This is a genomic window from Variovorax nitratireducens (genome assembly GCF_051216545.1).
Classification (GTDB): domain Bacteria; phylum Pseudomonadota; class Gammaproteobacteria; order Burkholderiales; family Burkholderiaceae_C; genus Variovorax.
Genome location: NZ_JBPJZO010000001.1, coordinates 1,063,236 through 1,079,036, shown reverse-complemented (window position 1 = coordinate 1,079,036; position 15,801 = coordinate 1,063,236). Strand labels below are relative to the sequence as shown.

General features: G+C 69.1%; 17 protein-coding genes. 8 read left to right on the top strand and 9 right to left on the bottom strand.

The annotated features are described in order from the left end of the window. Window positions 1–3: 3 nt before the first annotated feature. Genes ACSFA8_RS05125 through ACSFA8_RS05115 form a run of 3 tightly spaced genes read right to left on the bottom strand, consistent with a single transcriptional unit; the run spans window position 4 to window position 3,126 of the window. On the bottom strand, window positions 4–1,410 hold the full coding sequence (locus ACSFA8_RS05125) for an MATE family efflux transporter (RefSeq protein WP_435478402.1): 1,407 nt from the start codon (window positions 1,408–1,410) through the stop codon (window positions 4–6). Further along, window positions 1,407–2,666 carry an MFS transporter gene (locus ACSFA8_RS05120; protein WP_435478401.1) on the bottom strand — a complete coding sequence of 420 codons (1,260 nt, stop codon included), beginning with the start codon at window positions 2,664–2,666 and terminating at the stop codon, window positions 1,407–1,409. Before ACSFA8_RS05120 ends, ACSFA8_RS05125 begins: the two co-directional genes overlap by 4 nt. Then, a complete protein-coding gene (locus ACSFA8_RS05115; RefSeq protein ID WP_435478400.1) occupies window positions 2,659–3,126 on the bottom strand; it encodes a MarR family winged helix-turn-helix transcriptional regulator in 468 nt (155 codons plus the stop codon). Before ACSFA8_RS05115 ends, ACSFA8_RS05120 begins: the two co-directional genes overlap by 8 nt. Window positions 3,127–3,178: 52 nt before the next feature. Here ACSFA8_RS05115 and ACSFA8_RS05110 point away from each other — a divergent pair, with 52 nt between their 5' ends. From ACSFA8_RS05110 to gloA, 5 genes are all read left to right on the top strand, one after another. Next, window positions 3,179–3,721 (top strand): PaaI family thioesterase, encoded by a 543-nt coding sequence (locus ACSFA8_RS05110; RefSeq protein WP_435478399.1) that lies wholly within the window; start codon window positions 3,179–3,181, stop codon window positions 3,719–3,721. Between the two features lie 144 nt (window positions 3,722–3,865). Further along, window positions 3,866–4,915 (top strand): Fe(3+) ABC transporter substrate-binding protein, encoded by a 1,050-nt coding sequence (locus ACSFA8_RS05105; protein WP_435478398.1) that lies wholly within the window; start codon window positions 3,866–3,868, stop codon window positions 4,913–4,915. A gap of 17 nt (window positions 4,916–4,932) precedes the next feature. Next, window positions 4,933–6,624, top strand: a complete 1,692-nt coding sequence (locus tag ACSFA8_RS05100; protein WP_435478465.1) for an ABC transporter permease — start codon at window positions 4,933–4,935, stop codon at window positions 6,622–6,624. Next, on the top strand, window positions 6,621–7,304 hold the full coding sequence (locus ACSFA8_RS05095; protein ID WP_435478397.1) for an ABC transporter ATP-binding protein: 684 nt from the start codon (window positions 6,621–6,623) through the stop codon (window positions 7,302–7,304). The genes ACSFA8_RS05100 and ACSFA8_RS05095 overlap by 4 nt, the downstream gene beginning before the upstream one ends. A gap of 48 nt (window positions 7,305–7,352) precedes the next feature. Further along, window positions 7,353–7,763 (top strand): lactoylglutathione lyase, encoded by a 411-nt coding sequence (gene gloA, locus ACSFA8_RS05090; RefSeq protein ID WP_435478396.1) that lies wholly within the window; start codon window positions 7,353–7,355, stop codon window positions 7,761–7,763. A 110-nt stretch (window positions 7,764–7,873) separates the two neighbouring features. Here the strand turns inward: gloA and ACSFA8_RS05085 are convergent, their stop codons facing one another. The 4 genes from ACSFA8_RS05085 to ACSFA8_RS05070 form a co-directional block, all read right to left on the bottom strand. Continuing rightward, complete coding sequence (locus tag ACSFA8_RS05085; RefSeq protein WP_435478395.1) at window positions 7,874–8,599, bottom strand: haloacid dehalogenase type II; 726 nt, start codon at window positions 8,597–8,599, stop codon at window positions 7,874–7,876. Then, window positions 8,596–9,231, bottom strand: coding sequence for a bifunctional 4-hydroxy-2-oxoglutarate aldolase/2-dehydro-3-deoxy-phosphogluconate aldolase (gene eda / locus ACSFA8_RS05080; protein WP_435478394.1), 636 nt, complete (start codon window positions 9,229–9,231; stop codon window positions 8,596–8,598). Before eda ends, ACSFA8_RS05085 begins: the two co-directional genes overlap by 4 nt. A gap of 41 nt (window positions 9,232–9,272) precedes the next feature. Further along, window positions 9,273–11,105, bottom strand: a complete 1,833-nt coding sequence (edd, locus tag ACSFA8_RS05075; protein WP_435478393.1) for a phosphogluconate dehydratase — start codon at window positions 11,103–11,105, stop codon at window positions 9,273–9,275. A gap of 72 nt (window positions 11,106–11,177) precedes the next feature. Beyond that, window positions 11,178–11,711, bottom strand: a complete 534-nt coding sequence (locus tag ACSFA8_RS05070) for an OmpA family protein (protein WP_435478392.1) — start codon at window positions 11,709–11,711, stop codon at window positions 11,178–11,180. 42 nt (window positions 11,712–11,753) lie between these two features. On the opposite strand from ACSFA8_RS05070, the gene ACSFA8_RS05065 reads away from it, so the two are divergent. Beyond that, window positions 11,754–12,494 (top strand): gamma-glutamylcyclotransferase, encoded by a 741-nt coding sequence (locus ACSFA8_RS05065; RefSeq protein WP_435478391.1) that lies wholly within the window; start codon window positions 11,754–11,756, stop codon window positions 12,492–12,494. Then, window positions 12,491–13,036, top strand: coding sequence for a superoxide dismutase family protein (locus ACSFA8_RS05060; RefSeq protein WP_435478390.1), 546 nt, complete (start codon window positions 12,491–12,493; stop codon window positions 13,034–13,036). The genes ACSFA8_RS05065 and ACSFA8_RS05060 overlap by 4 nt, the downstream gene beginning before the upstream one ends. Here ACSFA8_RS05060 and ACSFA8_RS05055 read toward each other — a convergent pair. Next, window positions 13,023–13,589 carry an NTP transferase domain-containing protein gene (locus ACSFA8_RS05055; protein ID WP_435478389.1) on the bottom strand — a complete coding sequence of 189 codons (567 nt, stop codon included), beginning with the start codon at window positions 13,587–13,589 and terminating at the stop codon, window positions 13,023–13,025. The two genes, ACSFA8_RS05060 and ACSFA8_RS05055, sit on opposite strands and share 14 nt — an antisense overlap. 28 nt (window positions 13,590–13,617) lie before the next feature. Between ACSFA8_RS05055 and pdxH the strand changes: the two genes are divergently transcribed. Then, complete coding sequence (pdxH, locus tag ACSFA8_RS05050) at window positions 13,618–14,265, top strand: pyridoxamine 5'-phosphate oxidase (RefSeq protein ID WP_435478388.1); 648 nt, start codon at window positions 13,618–13,620, stop codon at window positions 14,263–14,265. 114 nt (window positions 14,266–14,379) lie between these two features. Here pdxH and ACSFA8_RS05045 read toward each other — a convergent pair whose 3' ends face one another. Then, window positions 14,380–15,336, bottom strand: a complete 957-nt coding sequence (locus ACSFA8_RS05045; RefSeq protein WP_435478387.1) for an AEC family transporter — start codon at window positions 15,334–15,336, stop codon at window positions 14,380–14,382. Window positions 15,337–15,801 lie beyond the last annotated feature (465 nt).

Below are 15,801 nucleotides of genomic sequence, written 5' to 3'. Positions count from 1 at the left end.
GCGTCAGCCGGGTTGCAAGCGGCGCAGCAAGCCGGTCGTCGTGCGCGGCCAGCCGACCCGTCCGAACCAGGCGCCGCCGGCGATGGCCGATGCGATGACCAGGCCATAGACCACCATGGCCACGCCCTGCGCCGCAAACACATGGCCCAGTTGCCCGCCCCAGCGCAGCGCGAGCCAACCGCCGATGGCCGCCACCGCGAGGCGCGCCAGGTTGCCGATCACCGGCCAGAGCAGCCGCCCTGCCCCTTGCGACGCGAAGTACAGCACCAGGCCGACCCCGAAAAAGCCGTAAAACGGGCCGACCGCCTGCAGGTAGCGCGTGCCGGTCTCGAGCATGGCCGGATCGCTGCCGAACAGGCTGAGCCACGGCCGCGGAAACAGCGCGGCGGCGACGCCGATGATTTCGGTCAATGTGAAAGCCATCGCCGCACCGACCCAGGTGGCTCGCAGCGCGCGCTCGCGTTGCCCTGCGCCGATGCAAGTGCCGACCATCGCGACCAGCGGTGCGCCGAGACCGAACACCAGCGGCACCAGCAGGTACTCGAGCCGCGACGCCGTGCCGTAGCCGGCAATGGCGCCGGCACCGAAATGCCCGGACAGCGCGGTCGCGACGCCGATCGACAGATTGGTCGACACGGTCGCGATCGAGCCGACCAGCCCGATCCGCAGGATGTTCCGGAACAGCGGCCAGCGCAGCGCGACGCCCCCGAACTTCAGCTTGAGCAAGCTGCGGGTGGAGCGCAGGTACGCCAGCAGTGCGAGCGTGCCGAGCAGGTAGTACAGCAACAGGGCGATCGCGCCGCCCGCGATGCCCATGCCCGGGATCGGCCCCCAGCCGAAGATCAGCAGCGGCGACACCGGGATCAGGAAGAGCACGCCGACGACGGTGACATTGGCCGGCACCGCCATGTTGCCGGTGCCGCGGATCACGGCCGCCAGCGAGTTGAACAGCCACACGAGGATGGCGCCTGCGAACACCCAGTGCGAGTACGTCAGTGCCGCCTCAAGCGCAGCCCCGCTGCCGCCCATCAGCGTGTAGAGCCAGCGCCCGCCGAACAGCAGCGCGAGCGAGAACACGACACCGAAGCCAAGCGCGATCACGATCGCATGCAGCACTAGCGCATCGGCATCGGCACGCCGGCCCGCACCGAGCGCGCGCGCAATGGCCGAGGCGATGCCGCCGCCCATCGCGCCGGCCGAGGTCATCTGCATCAGCATGACGATCGGGAACGCCAGCGCCATGCCGGCCAACGCATCGAGACCGAGCTTGCCGACGAAGTAGGTTTCGATCAGCCCGACCGCGGCCTGCGCCACCATCACGATCACGTTGGGTGCGGCCAGACGCAGCAGCGTGGGCACGATCGGCGCCTCCAGCAGAAGCTGCGTGCGGGGATCCAGTTCCCGGCTCATGCGCCCACCTTCGCGGTGCGCGACGGCAACAGCGCCTCGCGGATCGGCAGGTTGACCAGCGCGGCGCCGACGGCCAGCATGATGTCGATGTACCAGACCCAGTCGTAGCTGCCGGTCACCTGGAAGATGTAGCCGCCGAGAAACGCGCCGAGAAAGCCGCCGACCTGGTGCGCCAGCATCACGATGCCGAACAGCATGGCCATGTTGGCCGTGCCGAACATCTTGGCGACCAGGCCCGCGGTAGGCGGCACGGTCGACAGAAACGTCACGCCCATGACCGCCGCGAACACCAGCATCACGCCCGTGGTCTTGGGCGCCAGCAGGAAGATCAGCACGGCGACGCCCCGCGTGGCGTAGAGCAGCGACAGCAGCGACTTCATGCGCCAGCGGCCCACGGCCCAGCCCATCGCAAGGCTGCCGACGATGTTGAACAGCCCGATCATCGCGAGCGACCAGCCGCCGACTTCGGCCGGCAGCCCGCAGGCCGCGACCACGCTCGGCAGGTGGGTCGCAAGAAACGCAACGTGGAAGCCGCAGACCAGGAAGCCCAGGCTCAGGTAGCGGTAGCTCGGCGTGGCCAGCGCCTGGCGGATGGCCTCGCGTGCGGTGAGCGCTTTCTTGCCCGATGCCGCGGCGGCCTGCGCCGCGATCGCGTTGGAGTTGCCCTTGAGCAGGAACGCGGCCGGCAGTGCCAGCAGCACCAGCACGCCGAGCCACTGCATGGCGCCAACCCAGCCGATGGCCGCGGTGAGGCCGATGGCGATCGGCGCCATCGCGAACTGGCCGAAGGAGCCACCCGCGTTCACGATGCCGGTCGCGAGGCCGCGCTTCTCCGGTGGCACCAGGCGTGTTGTAGCCCCCATCAGCACCGAGGGGCCGGCCATGCCGGCGCCGCCGGCGGCGAGCACGCCGATCGCGAAGATCAGGCCAGCCGTGCTGGTCATGAACGGCGTGATCACGGTGCCGATGGCGACCAGCAGCACGCCGAGAAGGATCACCCGGCCCGTGCCGATGCGGTCGGCCACCGCACCGGCAAAAGGCTGCGTCAGCCCCCACCAGAGCTGGCCGAACGCAAAGGCCAGGCTGATGCTGCCGACGCCGAGCGCGGTCGATGTGTTCAGCGCCGACAGAAACAGGCCCATGGTCTGCCGCACACCCATCGTGAGCGCGAATGCGCCGGCGGCACCGAGCAGAACCAGCCAGAGCGCACGGTAGGCGGGCGCGCCAGCCGCCTTGGCGGCTCCGGATTCACTCATGGCTTGCTCCTTGGTCCTCCGCCAGGCCGGCGCGTTGCAAGACTTCGAGGCTTTCGTCGAGCAGCGCGTGCAGCGCCAGCACCCGCTCGACACCCAGCAAATCGTTGAGGCCCAGTTGCGCATCGCGCCAGTGGGCTTGTGCCTCTGCGCGCTTCGCCCGACCGGCGTCGGTGACCGCGATGAGGCGGCTGCGGGCGTCGGGCCCTTCGCCCTGCGTGAGCCACCCGGCTGCGACCATGGGCTTGAGGTTGCGCGTGAGCGTGGACGCCTCGACGTTCATGGCGCGCGCCAGATCCACCGGGCGCAGCGGCCCGAGGTGCAGCACATGCGAGAGCAGCGAATACTGCGTCGTCTTGAGCCCGCTCGCCGCCACATGGGCGTCGTAGTGGCGCGAGACCAGCCGGCTGAGCCGGCGCAGCCTCAGGTTGGTACAGCCTTGCGGCGTGGCGAGTGTTGTCATGCACAAGATTGTAGCTACAATCATTGCATATGCAACCATAAAGGGCATTCCCGTGACACAAAACTCCCTGCTCGAACGCTGGCTGGCGCAAGAAAGCGAAATCGCTGCCCGTCTCGACGCCGGCCCCGGCCCCGGCCTCGCGCGGCCCGAACAGCTCGAAGGCAAGACTGGGCTCGAAATGATGCAGATGATGCTGGCCGCCGAAATTCCCTATGCGGCGATCGCCAAGACGCTCGATTTCACGATCATCGAAGTCAGCCCGGGCGTCGCAATCTTCCAGGGCCAGCCGCTGCCGCAGCATCTGAACCCGCTCGGCACCATCCACGGCGGCTGGGTCGCGACCATGCTCGACTCGGCGCTGGGCTGCTCGGTACACACCATGATGCCGCCCGGCCGCGGCTACACCACCGTAGAACTGAGCGTGAACTATGTGAGAGGCCTGACGCCGAGGGTCACCCGCGTGCGAGCCGAGGGCAAGGTCATTCACTGCGGCCGCCAGCTTGCCACGGCCGAAGCGCGGCTGGTCGGCCCCGACGGCACGCTCTACGCGCATGCCACCACGACCTGCTTCGTGTTCGAGATGCCGAAGCGCTGAGCGAGATCACGCGCGACGCAGAAATCCCTGGCCCTCGTGGGCCGATGACCCATTCCGGGGTGCAACACGGCTGATAATGATTCGCATCAGCGCTGACTGCGGCGCCGATGCCTTTCACAACAACCGCTTCCCCCGGAGGATCCGATGACCACTTCTCTGCGCCGCTCGCGTGCGTTGACCTGCCTTGCCCTCGCCGTTTCGGGCGCGTGGCTTGCCGCCCCGGCCTTGGCGGCCGACGAGCTCACGCTCTACACCACGCGCGAGGCCGGCCTGATCCAGCCGCTGATCTCGGCCTTCACCGCGCAGACAAAGATCAACGTCAACACCGTGTTCGTGAAAGACGGCCTGCTCGAGCGCGTCAAGGCCGAAGGTGCCCGCTCGCCGGCCGACGTGCTGATGACAGTGGACATCGGCAACCTGCTCGAACTGGTCGACGGCGGCGTGACCCAGCCGGTGAAGTCGGCGGCGCTCGAGTCGGCCATCCCGGCCAACCTGCGCGGCGCCGATGGCCAGTGGTACGCACTCTCGCTGCGCGCGCGCGTGCTGTATGCCGACAAGAACCTGCCGCTGACGACGTTCCGCTACGAAGACCTGGCCAATGCCAAATACAAGGGCAAGGTCTGCATCCGCGCCGGCCAGCACCCCTACAACACCGCACTGGTCGCCGCGATGATCGCGCACGACGGCGAGGCCAAAGCCGAACAATGGCTGCGCGGTGTCAAGAGCAACCTCGCGCGCAAGGCCACCGGCGGCGATCGCGACGTGGCGCGCGACATCCTCGGCGGCATCTGCGACGTTGGCCTGGCCAATTCGTACTACGTCGGCCAGATGAAGAGCTCGAAAGAAGGCAGCGATGGCCGCAAGTGGGGCGACGCGATCAAGGTGATCCGCCCGACCTTCGCCAACGCGAAGAGTGGCGGCACGCACGTCAACATCAGCGGTGCGGCCGTGGCAAAAAGTGCGCCGAACAAGGCCAACGCCATCAAGCTGATCGAGTTCCTGGTGTCGGAGCCGGCCCAGGTGCTCTACGCGCAAACCAACTACGAATACCCCGTGCGCAAGGGCGTGGCGCTGGATCCGATCATCGCCAACGCCATCGGTGAACTCAAGGTCGACCCGCTGCCGCTGACCGAGATTGCCAAGCACCGCAAACAGGCCAGCGCGCTGGTCGACAAGGTCGGATTCGACCAGTGACCACGCTGCAGCGCCCCCTGCCTGCGTGGGCCGCGCTGAGTCTCTTCGCACGCCCGCTCGCGGGCCTGCGGCCCGTTGGCGTGGTCTGGCGGTCGGCCGCCTGGCTCATCGCCCTGGGCGTGCTCGCACCCGTCGCCACGCTGTTCTGGCTCGCGCTTGGCGGTGACATCGCGCACTGGGCCCACCTCGCGCAGTACGTGCTGCCCACGGCGGCGCTGCAAACCGCCCTGCTGCTCGCGGGTGTGGGCGTGCTGGTGCTGGTGATCGGCACCGGCTGCGCCTGGCTGGTGTCGGCGTGCGACTTTCCGGGCCGCAAGGTGCTGCACTGGGCGCTGCTGCTGCCGCTCGCCATGCCGACCTACATCGTGGCCTTCGCCTACCTCGACCTGCTGCACCCGATCGGCCCGCTGCAGGGCGCGATCCGCTGGCTGCTCGGCTACGACAGCCCGCGCGAGTTCCGCCTGCCCGATCTGCGCTCGCTGCCGGGCGCGATCTTCGTACTCGGCTTCGTGCTGTATCCCTACGTCTACATGACGGCGCGCGCCATGTTCATGACCCAGCCGGCGCACCTGCTCGAAGCCGCGCGCACGCTGGGCGCGAGCCGCAGCGGGGCCTTCTTCCGCGTCGCGCTGCCGCTGGCACGCCCTGCGCTGGCCGTGGGGCTGAGCCTTGCGCTGCTCGAAACGCTCAACGACATCGGCGCCTCTGAATTTCTTGGCGTGAACACGCTCACCGTGGCGGTCTACACCACATGGATCACGCGCTCCGACCTGGCCGGCGCCGCGCAGATCGCCTGCGCGATGCTGCTGGCGGTGGTGCTGCTGGTGTTGCTCGAGCGGCACGGCCGCCGCCACCAGCGCTTCGCATCGGGCCAACGCATGCGGCCGATGCAACCCCGCCGGCTGCACGGCGCCGCGGCCTGGGCCGCGACCGTGACTGCCGCCACACCCGTGCTGATCGGCTTCGCCGCCCCCGCGCTCTACCTGGTGTGGGAAACCGCAAAGCGATTGCGGCTGGGCCAGGGCGTTTCGGCTGCACTGGTCACGAGCTTCGGAAACACGCTGGCGCTGGCGGGCGGCGTCACCGTCGCGGCGGTCGTGGCCGGACTCGTGGTGGCCTGGAGCGCCCGTGCACTGCGCGCCGCCAGCGCCCCCCGCCTCGGCGCCGGCCCGGCCCGGCTCGCGACACTGGGTTATGCGGTGCCGGGCACGGTGCTCGCCATCGGGTTGCTGACACCGGCCCTCGCATTCGACAACGCGCTGGCCGATGTCTTCGGCCTGCGCCACCTTCCGCTGATGGGCGCCGGCATCGTGCTGGTCACCGCCTGCACCATCCGCTTTCTCGCGATGCCGGTCGGCGGCATCGAGGCCGGCCTCAGCCGCATCCCGCCCACGCTCGAACAGGCCGCGCGCCTGCTGGGTGAAACGGCCGGTGGCACGCTGCGCCGCGTGCACCTGCCGCTGCTGGCGCCGGCACTGGCCACCAGCGCGCTGCTGGTGTTCGTCGATGCGATGAAGGAACTGCCCGCGACGCTGCTGCTGCGGCCTGCGAACTTCGACACGCTGGCAACCTGGCTCTATGCCGAGGCGGCGCGCGGCACGTATGAGGAAGGCGCGATCGCCGCGCTGGGCATCGTGCTGGCCGGGCTGCTTCCCATCGCACTGCTCGCGCGCACGCAACTGCGCGCACACGAACACCCCACGTCATGACAGCACCCCTGCAGATCGAAGGACTGCGCCTCGCCTACGACGGCGCGCGCGGGCTCCACACCGTGGTGGACGGCTTCTCGCTGGCGCTGGCGCAGGGCCAGGTCGGCTGCCTGCTCGGCCCTTCGGGCTGCGGCAAGACCACCGTGCTGCGCGCCATCGCCGGATTCGAGCCGGCGCGCGCCGGCAGCATCCGGCTCGGCACCACGCTGCTCTCGTCGCCGACCGTGCATCTGCCACCCGAGCAGCGCCGCGTCGGCATGATGTTTCAGGAGTACGCGCTGTTCCCGCACCTGTCGGCGCGCGACAACGTGGCTTTCGGGCTGCGCCGCCTCGCACGGCCGGCGCGCGACGCGCGGGTCGCCGAGATGCTCGCGCTGGTGGGGCTGGGCGATGCGTCGGCGCGCTTTCCCCACGAACTCTCGGGCGGCCAGCAGCAGCGCATTGCACTGGCGCGTGCGCTGGCCCCCTCGCCCGACCTGCTGCTGCTCGACGAACCGTTCTCCAATCTCGATGGCGCCACGCGCGAGCGGCTGGTGGCCGAGGTCGGCGCGATCCTGCGCGCCGCCGGCCAGACCGCCGTGCTGGTCACCCACAACGAGGCCGAGGCCCATGCCATGGCCGACCACATCGGCACGATGCACAACGGCCGGCTCTCGCGCTGGACTACAACGACCGCTTAGGGTCTGCGGCCCCTCCGCGCAGCCTCGGGGGCGAGCAATAATCTTTTTATGAGACTCCTCCACACGATGCTGCGCGTCGGCAACCTTCAGCGTTCGATCGACTTCTACACCCAGGTGCTCGGCATGCAATTGCTGCGCACTTCCGAAAACCCCGAGTACAAGTACAGCCTGGCCTTCGTCGGCTACGAGGGCAACCCCGCGCAGGCCGAGATCGAGCTCACCTACAACTGGGACACCGACAGCTACGAACTCGGCACGGCCTACGGCCACATCGCGCTGGGCGTGCCCGATGCCTACGCGGCCTGCGACAAGATCAAGGCGGCGGGCGGCAACGTCACGCGCGAGGCCGGGCCGGTCAAGGGCGGCAGCACCGTGATCGCCTTCGTGACGGATCCCGATGGCTACAAGATCGAGCTGATCCAGCGCGCCGAAGGCGGCGCCGGCGGCGGGCTGCGCTGAGCCGAGGCCCCTGATGCGCTGCGTCGCCGTTCGAGTGCATCGAGGGCGAGTTCCATCCGCGACAAGGCCCACATCACCACGCGCAACCTGCGCACGGTCGAGGAGCTGATCTAGCAGCCCAGCGCATCCGCCAGCGCGCCGATGTCGCGCACATGCAGCGTGTTGTCCGCGCGCGGCGACACGTCCTTCGGCCGGCTCGCACCGAACTCGGTCGCACGCTCGATGTAGCCGGTCTGCAATCCGCATTGGCGCGCTGCTTCGAGGTCGTCGTGGTGCGCAGCCGCCAGCATCACTTCCAAAGGGCTCAGGTCGAACACGCCCGCCACGCCGAGGTAGGTGCGCGGATCGGGCTTGTAGGCCTTGAACACTTCGGCCGACAGGATGCAGTCCCAGGGCAGGCCGGCCCGCTTGGCCATTTCGGTGAGCAGGCCGATGTTGCCGTTCGACAGCGTGCAGATCGTGAAGCGGGTCTTGAGCCGGCGCAAGCCGTCGACCGCATCGGGCCAGGCCGGCAGCCGGTGCCATGCACGGTTGAGCTCGCGCTTTTGCGTCTTGTCGAGCCGGTCGATGCCGAAGTCGTGCAGCACGTCTTCGAGGATCGCCAGGTGCAGTTCGTCGATCAGCGTGAAGCCGCCCTCGCCCGCCGCCAGCCGCTCCATCACGCGGCGCATGGCCGGCTGGTAGCCGGCGCGCCAGGCAGTGGCGAAGGCATCGGCATCAACCTCGGGCAGCGCCTGCGCCACCTCGGCCGCGATGCCGCCATGCCAATCGACCACGGTGCCGAATACGTCGAAGGCGATGACCTTCAGCGTGCTGCTGTCGAAGCCTTCGCTCATCGGGCGAGCTGGCTCGCCTCGCGTGCGAGCGTTTCGATGCGGGCCCAGTCGCCCTTGGCGATCGCGTCGGTCGGCACGATCCATGAGCCGCCGACGCAGGCCACGTTCGACAGCGCCAGGAACTCGTGCGCGTTGGCCAGGCTGATGCCGCCGGTCGGGCAGAAGGTGACGTCCCCGAACGGGCCCTGCCATGCCTTGAGCATCGGCAGGCCGCCGGCCTGCATAGCCGGGAAGAATTTGAGCTGCGTGTAGCCGTCTTCCTGCGCCATCATGATTTCACTGCCGGTTGCCACCCCGGGCAACAGCGGCAGGCCGATGTCGTGGCAGGCCTTGCCGACCGAGCGCGTGTAGCCCGGGCTCACGCCGAACCTGGCGCCGGCCAGCGCGGCGGCCTGGGCATCGGACGCGCTGCGGATCGTGCCGGCACCGGCCACGGCTTCGGGCACGTCCCGGGCGATCGCTTCGATGCATTGCAGCGCCTGCGGCGTGCGCAGCGTCACCTCGAGCATGCGGATGCCGCCGGCCACCAGCGCACGCGCCAAGGGCACGGCATGGGCCACGTCGTGCAGCACGATCACCGGGATCACCGGGGCGTCTTGCATGACGTCCAGTGCGGTCAGTTTGTCTCTCATTTCATGGCTCCATTCAGTTCTGTCGAAGATCGGCGGCGCTGTTACAGCCAGGAGCAGGCGCCCTCTTCCGCAGTGAGCGCGTTGCGGCGCATGCCGGCGAACAGTTCGCGGCCAAGGCCGCGGCCGTCGGCGGCGCGTTGGGATTCGGGTTGCACCGCATTCTCGCGCGCGGCCCATTCGTCCTCGGGCAGCAACACGGCCAGCGTGCCGGCCACGGCGTCGAGACGAATCAGGTCGCCGTCGCGCACCTTGGCCAGCGGGCCGCCGGCCGCAGCTTCGGGCGAGACATGGATCGCGGCCGGCACCTTGCCCGACGCGCCGCTCATGCGGCCGTCGGTGACCAGCGCCACGCGAAAGCCCTTGCCTTGCAGCACTGACAGCGGCGGCGTGAGCTTGTGCAGCTCGGGCATGCCGTTGGCCTGCGGGCCTTGCCAGCGCACCACGCAGACCACGTCGCGATCGAGCTCACCGGCGGTGAAGGCCTTGTGCAGCGCCATCTGCGAATCGAACACGCGGGCCGGTGCCTCGATCACATGGCGGTCGTCGGGCACCGACGACACCTTGATCACGCTGCGGCCCAGATTGCCGCCGAGCAGCTTGAGGCCGCCCGTGGCGCTGAACGGTTTGGCGACCGGGCGCGTGATCGCTTCATCGGCCAGCGGTGCAGCCGGACTCCAGTGCAGGGTGGCCGCTGCGGCATCGGCCAGCGTCGGGATGCTTGCGAACTCGCGGATGCCGCCTGCACGCACCGTCAGCACGTCGGCATGCATGAGGCCTGCGTCTACCAGTTCACCGATCACGAAGCCGGGGCCACCGGCCTGCTGGAATGCGTTGACGTCGGCACTGCCGTTCGGATAGACGCGCGCCAGCAGCGGCACCACGTCGGACAGGTGCGAGAAATCGTCCCAGTCGATGACGATGCCGGCCGCGCGCGCCACAGCGACCCAGTGGATCAGATGGTTGGTCGAGCCGCCGGTGGCCAGCAGCGCAGACATCGCATTCACGATGGCGCGCTCGTCCACCATGACGCCGATCGGCGGGCACTGGAAGGCTTGCGTCGAAGCGCGCCCCAGCACCGTTCGCACCGCTTCGCGCGTGAGCGCCTCGCGCATCACGTCGCCGGGCTGGATGAACGCGCTGCCCGGCACATGCAGGCCCATGGCTTCGAGCAGCATCTGGTTGCTGTTGGCGGTGCCGTAGAAGGTGCAGGTGCCCTGGCCGTGGTAGGCCGCCATCTCGGCATCGAGCAGACCCTTGCGGCCGACCAGCCCTTGCGCCGCCTGCTCGCGCACCTTGGACTTGGCAGTGTTCGACAGGCCCGACGACATCGGCCCGGCCGGCACGAACACGGTGGGCAAATGGCCGAAGTGCAGCGCGCCGATCAGGAGGCCGGGCACGATCTTGTCGCAAACGCCGAGCAGCAGCGCCGCGTCGAACATGTCGTGCGTGAGCGCGACGGCGGTGCTCATCGCGATCAGGTCGCGGCTGAACAGGCTCAGCTCCATGCCCGGCGTGCCCTGCGTCACGCCGTCGCACATGGCGGGCACGCCGCCCGCGACCTGCGCGGTAGCGCCGAGCTTGCGGGCCTCGTTCTTGATGATGTCGGGGTAGTGCTGGTACGGCGCGTGGGCCGACAGCATGTCGTTGTACGCGGTCACCAGGCCGATGTTCGGCGCACGCTCGGCAACAATCTTCAGCTTGTCGTTGGCCGGCACGCCTGCCACGGCGTGCGCCACGTTGGCGCAACCCATGCGATCGGAGCCGCGGTCACGGTCGGCGATCTCGGCAAGCTGCTGCAGGTAGGCGCTGCGCGTCGGCGCGCTGCGCCGGCGGATCCGGTCGGTGACCTGGTGGACAGTGGGGTGTGTGGTCATGCCCGAGCATCGTACCAAGCGAAAATGAAAAAGCCCGGCAGAACCGGGCTTGCGGGCGATACGGATTTGCGCTCAGTCGAGCAGCTTGACCTCGACCCGGCGGGCTTCGGCGTTGTTGCCCGTGCCGGTGGTCACGGCCGGCTTCTGCAGGTCGACCTTGGCGGCCGGCACACCGAGGCCGGTCAGCACGTCGCGCACCATTTCGGCCCGCTTCTTGGCGAGCTGCTCGTTGATGGCCGCGTCGCCCGTGGTGTCGTGGAAGCCCGAGACCACCGCCTTGCGGCCGCCTTCGACGCCCTTGATCACTGCGGCCAGCGCCTCTGCGGCGCCCGGTGCGAGGTCGGCACTGCCGGTGGCGAAGTAGAAGTTCACGATGCCGTTCACGACGCGGATGGCGGCGCCATCGGGAATGGTGACCGACACCGTCTCGGTCACCACGGCCACCAGCGGTACCGCTGCGGCAACCACCGGTTTTGCGGGTGCGCGGGCAGCGCCGCTCTTGTAGAGCGCGATGCCGACCACGAAGAAGATCACGAGTGCGATCACACCGACAGCGATGCCGAGAATGAGGTTTTGCTGACTGTCGTCGTCGCTGGGGGAAGCCATCGGGCGAACTCCGTCGGTAAGGGGTCGGTAAATAATGGTGCGGTGAACCATGAGTCTCAAATTGTAGGTGGTGCAGAAAAAGGCCCCGGCCCGCCCGGACTGGATCCGCTGCCCCGGCCGCTGCGCGACCCCAAGCCCATGCTCGACCGCGTGATCGAGGAATGGGGCGGGCACGATGATCTCTGGGTGTTCGGCTACGGCTCGCTGATCTGGCGGCCGGAGTTCGACCATACCGAGCGGCGCCCGGCCCGCGTGCATGGCTGGCACCGTGCGCTCAAGATGTGGAGCCGGGTCAACCGCGGCACGCCGCAGAACCCGGGGCTGGTGTTCGGGCTGCTCTCGGGCGGCAGCGTGCAGGGCATGGTGTTTCGCATTCCGGCCGCCGACGGGCTCGAAGCCTTGGGCCGGCTCTGGCTGCGCGAGATGCCCACGGGCGTGTACGACCCGCGCTGGCTCGACTGCATCACGCCCGGCGGCACGGTGCGTGCGCTGGCATTCACTCTGTCGCGCCGCAGCCCCAACTTCACCGGCGAACTGAGCGAGGCGCGCTATCGCGAAATATTTGCGAGCGCCACCGGCCGCTTCGGAACTTCGATCGACTACGCGCGCCAAACCCTGCTCGAACTGCAGCGCCATGCGATCCACGACGCCGCGCTGGCGCGACTGGTTCGGCTGGCCGCAGCCGATCTTGCGGCCGCTGCCGACAGCGACACTGCGGCCCCCGGGCTATCCCCTTCGGACGCGCCGCCCGATACTTGCCAAAACTTCCTGGAGAAACCATGACCATCCGCTTCACTACCGCTGCATCCACTGCCGCCCTGCTCACCACCGCCTTGCTTGCCGGCTGCGGCAGCATGAGCATGGGCAAAGCCAGCGCGGTCGCCGCCCTGGCGCCCACCGCGGCGATCTCGCCCAATCCCACGATGGGCCGGGTGACCTTCACCGCGCTCGACCACGGCGTGCGGGTTGCTGGCGAGGTGCGCGGCTTTGCACCGGGCAGCGAGCACGGTTTCCACATCCACGAAAAAGGCGACTGCAGCGACAACGCGATGGCCTCGGGCGGCCACTTCAACCCGACGGGCGGCACCCACGGCAAGTTCGGCGCGCCGGGCAGCCACGCGGGCGAGCTGCCGAGCCTGGTGGCCGACGCGAACGGCGTGGCGCGCTTCAGCGTGGACGACCATTCGATCTCGCTGACCGAAGGCGCCGCCAACAGCGTGCTGGGCCGTGCGCTCGTGGTGCACAAGGATCCGGACGACTTCAAGACGCAGCCGGCCGGCAACTCCGGCCCGCGCACGGCCTGCGCCGTGATCACGAAGGGTTGAGGCGCAGCAGCAGCAGCGCTTCGGCGCGCGCGAGTGCCTCGACGGTGTCGATATCGGTGACCACGCCGATGTCGTCGACCGCGATGTCTGCAACTGCATCGGCAGCGCGCAGCGCCTGAAGGACGGGCGCTGCGCCCTTGCTTCCCTCCAGCGCCAGCAAGCCGTCCCGGCATTCGCGCGCGAAGCCCACCGGATGACCGCGCTCGCCGCGGTAGTGCGGCTGCGCCGCCTGGATCGCCCCGCCCAATGCCGCCGCCACTTGCCGCAAGGTGGCCGGCTGAACCAGTGGCAGATCCCCCGGCAGGATCAGCCAGCCGTTCGCCTCGGCGGTATGGCGCACCGCCGCCGCGATCGAATCGCCCATGCCCGGGTGGCCTGCGTCTTCCAGGTGCCAGGGCAGTCCGCTGGCCTGCACGGCGGCGAGCGTGTGCGCCAGCACCGGCCTGCCGGCCAGCAGCGCCTGCAGCTTGGCGCCGCTGCCGCCCGACGCGCGAAAGCGATCGCCACGGCCGGAGGCCAGCACGATGACGGTGGGGAGCGGCAGGTCGGTCATGAATCCAGTATCCACCGACAATGCCGGCATGAGCTCACCGAACGATTCCCTGGCCGCGCTGCGCAAGAGCTACGAGCGCGCGGAACTCGACGAAACCCGCAGTGCCGAAGACCCGCTGCAGCAGTTCGAACGCTGGCTCACCGAAGCCATCGACGCGAAGGTGCCCGAACCCAATGCGATGACACTGGCCACCGTGGCCGGCGACCTGCGGCCCTCGACCCGCATCGTGCTGATCAAGGGCTACGACGCGCGCGGCATCGTCTGGTTCACCAACTACCAGAGCCGCAAGGGCCAGGAACTGGCCGGCAACCCATTCGCGGCGCTGCAGTTCCACTGGGTCGAGCTCGAGCGCGTGGTGCGCATCGAGGGCCGCGTGGAACAGGTCGATGCCGCGGAAAGCGACGCCTACTTTGCAAGCCGCCCGCTTGACTCGCGCATCGGCGCCTGGGCCAGCCCGCAGAGCGAAGTGATCGACGGCCGTCAGGTGCTGGTGAAGAACGCAGCCATCGCGGCGGCCAGATTCCTGCTCTCGCCGCCGCGGCCGCCGCACTGGGGCGGCTATCGGCTGGTGCCGGATCGCTGGGAGTTCTGGCAGGGCCGCGCGAGCCGGCTGCACGATCGGCTGCGCTATCGCCGCGAAGACAACGCCTGGCGGCGCGAGCGGCTAGCGCCGTAATAGTTGCTCGCCCCCAGGCTTCGCGCACTTCGTGTCGCGCGCGCCTTCCCCCTGCCGGGGGCAACACCAGCGGCCCGGCGAAGCCGGTTCCGCGGTGTTCACTGGAACACGTGGTCAGAGGTAGCCGGCCAATGCCATGACCAGTGAAAGCGTGACCAATGCCAGCACGGTCGACACCACGACGCTGGCGGTGACCAGTTCCTCTGCGGTGCGGTAGCGCTGCGAGAACAGGAACACGTTGGCACCGATCGGCAACGCTGCGGCCACCACCATCACGGTTAGCGGCAGGCCGCGCAGGCCGAAGGCCCATCCGAGGGCTGCCGTGAGTAGCGGATGCACGAGGTTCTTGATCACCGCCTGCACCAGTGCGCCGCGCCAGTGCAACCCGACGGGCGTCAGCGCGAGCGTGATGCCGACCATCACCAACGCGACCGGACTGAAGGCCTGGCCCATCAGGCGGATCGGGGTATCGATGGCCTCAGGCATCGTCCAGCCGGTTTGCGCGAACAGCAGCCCGGCGAGGATTGGCAGTGGCACCGGATGGACGATGGCGTTGCGCAAGGCCTTGCCGACGGTGCGGGCCATGGCCTTGCGGTCTTGCCCGCCGGCGCCGCTGCGGGTCGCGTGCTCGTGCGCAACCGCGAGTTCGAGCACCACGGTGGCACTGGTGAGCAGCACCAGCGAATGCAGCGAGATGAGCGTCAGCAGCACGACCGTGCCCTCGGGCCCGTAGGCCAGTCCGACCAGCGCGATGCCGATCATCACGGTGTTGCTGTAGGTGTTGGCCAGCGCCAGCACGGCGGCCGTACGGTTGAAGCCGCGCCAGAGCAGCGTGGCCGCGAAGATCAGGCCGGCCGCGATGAAGTACGCCGCCACGGGCCGCAGGCTGAGCTGCTCGACATGCACCGTGCTCATCGCGCGGAACAACAGCGCGGGCGCGAGCAGCAGAAAGATCAGGTTCGACAGATCCTTGACCGATGCGCCACCGATCCAGCGGCGCCGGCCTGCCAAGTAACCCGCTGCGATCAGGAGAACGACGGGGAGCAGCGAGGAGATGACGGAGGCGTTCACTGCTTTGAGGATAGCCCAGGGTTGTTTTCCTCTGGAAGCACGCCCGGTGTGCGGTACGGGCCGTCCGACCCTGCTGCGCCGGCCGCTTCGCGGCTGCCCTGCGGTGCTCGCGCTTTGCGGGGTCTCGCAGAACTCGCTTCGCTCAAACAGCTGCGAGCCCTGATCCGCAAAACGCTGCGCTCCTCGGCGGCGCAGAAGGGATCGGCCAGCCCGTACCGCACACCGGGCTTCGGGTGGTGCGAAGGTCGCGCATTCCGGATGCAACCCCAAGGTGTCCACGTCGGTGGGTGGCATGCGCTGGGGCGGCCGTTGAGGCACCGCCGAGCAGCGCAGCGGCAGGCGGATCAGGGCCGCGTGCTATTTGAGCCGCAGGCGAGTTCACGCGGACCCCGCCTGCCGCGAGCAGCGCAGGGCAGCCCGAAGGGCCGGTGACGTCGGCCGCCCCAGCGCATGCCGCCCACCGAC

Excerpts from the sequence above, each read along its gene's own strand:
- ACSFA8_RS05055 (WP_435478389.1), bottom strand. The coding sequence starts at position 13,589 with ATGACCGACCTGCCGCTCCCCACCGTCATCGTGCTGGCCTCCGGCCGT.
- edd (WP_435478393.1), bottom strand. The coding sequence starts at position 11,105 with ATGACCACACACCCCACTGTCCACCAGGTCACCGACCGGATCCGCCGG.
- ACSFA8_RS05125 (WP_435478402.1), bottom strand. The coding sequence starts at position 1,410 with ATGAGCCGGGAACTGGATCCCCGCACGCAGCTTCTGCTGGAGGCGCCG.
- ACSFA8_RS05085 (WP_435478395.1), bottom strand. The coding sequence starts at position 8,599 with ATGAGCGAAGGCTTCGACAGCAGCACGCTGAAGGTCATCGCCTTCGAC.
- ACSFA8_RS05115 (WP_435478400.1), bottom strand. The coding sequence starts at position 3,126 with ATGACAACACTCGCCACGCCGCAAGGCTGTACCAACCTGAGGCTGCGC.
- ACSFA8_RS05105 (WP_435478398.1), top strand. The coding sequence starts at position 3,866 with ATGACCACTTCTCTGCGCCGCTCGCGTGCGTTGACCTGCCTTGCCCTC.
- ACSFA8_RS05120 (WP_435478401.1), bottom strand. The coding sequence starts at position 2,666 with ATGAGTGAATCCGGAGCCGCCAAGGCGGCTGGCGCGCCCGCCTACCGT.
- pdxH (WP_435478388.1), top strand. The coding sequence starts at position 13,618 with ATGAGCTCACCGAACGATTCCCTGGCCGCGCTGCGCAAGAGCTACGAG.
- gloA (WP_435478396.1), top strand. The coding sequence starts at position 7,353 with ATGAGACTCCTCCACACGATGCTGCGCGTCGGCAACCTTCAGCGTTCG.
- ACSFA8_RS05070 (WP_435478392.1), bottom strand. The coding sequence starts at position 11,711 with ATGGCTTCCCCCAGCGACGACGACAGTCAGCAAAACCTCATTCTCGGC.
- eda (WP_435478394.1), bottom strand. The coding sequence starts at position 9,231 with ATGAGAGACAAACTGACCGCACTGGACGTCATGCAAGACGCCCCGGTG.
- ACSFA8_RS05095 (WP_435478397.1), top strand. The coding sequence starts at position 6,621 with ATGACAGCACCCCTGCAGATCGAAGGACTGCGCCTCGCCTACGACGGC.
- ACSFA8_RS05060 (WP_435478390.1), top strand. The coding sequence starts at position 12,491 with ATGACCATCCGCTTCACTACCGCTGCATCCACTGCCGCCCTGCTCACC.